Raw genomic sequence first — 2530 nt, forward strand, 5'->3', positions numbered from 1 at the left:
AATCATATTGTCACTGCTGCTCATTGAGGTCCACATTAGTCATCCCGCCCTATTAATCGTCTTACTGGACAGTATTGACTATTTTTCTATTACACAGACATTAGCCATGAACTATAGCGATGAAGCAAAATTATTTACATCAACGAACTCCAACTGAATACCTTCAAATTTAAGATAATTTTCAGTAATCCAGATTTCTCTTATGGCTTTAATCCACTGCAAATCATCAGGAGGATAAATCTACCTCAGCAACTTGCTTTGAAAAGAAATCCAAATCGCCAAAAAGTTCTTTTATGTTACTTAACAAACAATATCCCTCCTATGAGCGTAGAGAACCAAATTAGTGATTATTTAATATAGGGGGACCGCCAGCAAAACGCAGATTTACACCGTTAAGAGGATTTGAACATTAAAATAACCAGTTTTCACCCCGTTAAGGGGTAACCGTTAGAAACGAAGACACATACAATTTTTTTTGAAAAATTAGTAACTATACAATTTAACGTGTTAAGACATGTACATTCTACTAATGAGATATAGCACCGGGGTGCAACCAATGAGAGGTTTCTCTTTGATTCAAATGATCTCGATTTATAAAAAAGAAGGAGCACTTCGCTCCTTCTTCTTCTTTGGATATTTCCGCTACCAAGTACTAACAATATTGAACGTTTAAGCCATGTTAATACCGGAATGAGGTCTTGCTCAGATACCTTACACCTACCTCAATAACGCTATTGAGAATATGCTGAATTATTTGTGATTTATAAATTGGGCTCCCGTTTTGCAAACTCTTGTAACATCCCTCTTATTTGTTCTACCAATAAAGCAGGCGCTTTCTTTGGGGAACCCGTGTCAAACGGAGGCTGAGGATCGTATTCCAAAATCAGCTGGACTCCTTTACTCATATCTTCTCCCAATTCCCATGCTATTAATTGAAGTGCCATATCGATACCAGAGGAGACACCCGCTGCTGTAACGATTTTGCCCTGACGAACCACTCTTTCATCTGTTGGAATTGTTCCAAGAGATTGAAGCAGGTCGAAGGATCCCCAATGACTGGTGGCTGCGGTTCCATTTAACAAGCCTGCGGCGCTCAAAATCAGAGAGCCGTTACAAACCGACGTGGTCCATTTCGTAGTTTCATGTATTTGGCGAATCCAATTTAACGTTTCTTCGTCATTCATTGGAGTTTTATAATTTGGCGGACTGCAACCTGGAACAACGAGAATATCAGCTGAAGTAACTTCAGAAAAACTGTAATCGGCATGCAAATAACCCATATTTGAGTCCAGTTTGATTAACCCTTTTTTCTTAGCGACAAACTTCACTTCACATTTCAGTGTAGCAGCAAATACATCGTATGGACCAATTGCATCTAATGCTGTGATTCCATCGAAAAGCATGATTGCGATTTTCAAGATGATCTCTCCTTTGGAGTGGGATTCTATTCTTACAAACAAACTATAACATACTCATACGGGGTATGGGTATGTCGATATTGTGAAAACACTGCTCGGCGTTCTGGTCATGAACGGTATCGCCCACAACCAGAAAGTGACCTTTGGAAGTAATAATACGCTTACCAGTGTAAAACCCTCATGCCGCCAACCAAGGTATTTTAATTTCAAACATCTCTTTCCACAAATATTGATTGAGAAATGCTCATGTAAACCTTTAATAGTACGTAACATGTCAAAAAACATACTTAATGACATGTTGGAAAACAGGCAATATTCTATGGCCCAAAAATCAAAATAGCGGCTGCAAAGGACGAGAAATAATGTCCTAGACAGCCGTTGTTTTAATTGAACTATCGTTCTCCGTTAGCGTAATCAAGTTATCTTTTTTCTGGAAGTCAAGCACTGATTCTTAGGTTGAGCCGTTTTTATTTGCTAAGTTTTATCCTACTCATGAGTAAGATGAATTCACTCTTGCTATAATTCGTAATTAAAGATATATTTTTAATTAAATGCCGGATCATTTAATTAATAAAAAATTCAGTTTAAAGATAGGAGGATTCATTTGGCAAGACCAATCAATGTAGAAAAAAGACAGGAGCGGCGTAATCGTTCAGGAGTGAATCCTGGAACCATTGTAATTTCCGTTGGACATGCACACAAAATCACTTTATCATCCTCAAGATCAACAATAACGTTATCGTTCACCGAAAATAAATCATAAGTTTCCTTAGTCACTTTTAGGTTCCCATAACCAATTAACTTAACATATTGACATCCAGGGGAGTGTGAGAGATGAAAAAATGGCGTAAAAGATTATGGAAGACGGTTGTTATCGGGTTCGTGGCTATTCTTGTTTTTCTGGGATCAGGCGCGATATATGAACAGGTGAGCGTCCGGAATGATTTGAAAACTTATACCCCTAGCGGCAAGCTGTACAAAGTGAATGGGAAAAATATGCATTTATATACCGGCGGTCAAGGGGATGTAACGGTTGTATTCGCTTCCGGTTGGGGCACGGCCAATCCGTATATTGATTTTTACCCGCTGTATGAGAAGCTCGCGCCACATGT

General features: G+C 38.7%; 1 protein-coding gene and 1 pseudogene. One reads left to right on the forward strand and one right to left on the reverse strand.

Features of this window, described 5'->3' with window-relative positions; translation table 11 throughout:
• Positions 1–761 precede the first annotated feature (761 nt).
• Complete coding sequence (locus AC3G2T_RS38585) at positions 762–1418, reverse strand: DJ-1/PfpI family protein (protein ID WP_488438800.1); 657 nt, start codon at positions 1416–1418, stop codon at positions 762–764.
• Between the two features lie 834 nt (positions 1419–2252).
• Here AC3G2T_RS38585 and AC3G2T_RS38590 point away from each other — a divergent pair.
• Positions 2253–2530 (forward strand): annotated as a pseudogene (locus AC3G2T_RS38590) (alpha/beta hydrolase); the annotation flags it as partial.

Source organism: Paenibacillus sp. sgz302191 (assembly GCF_057749925.1).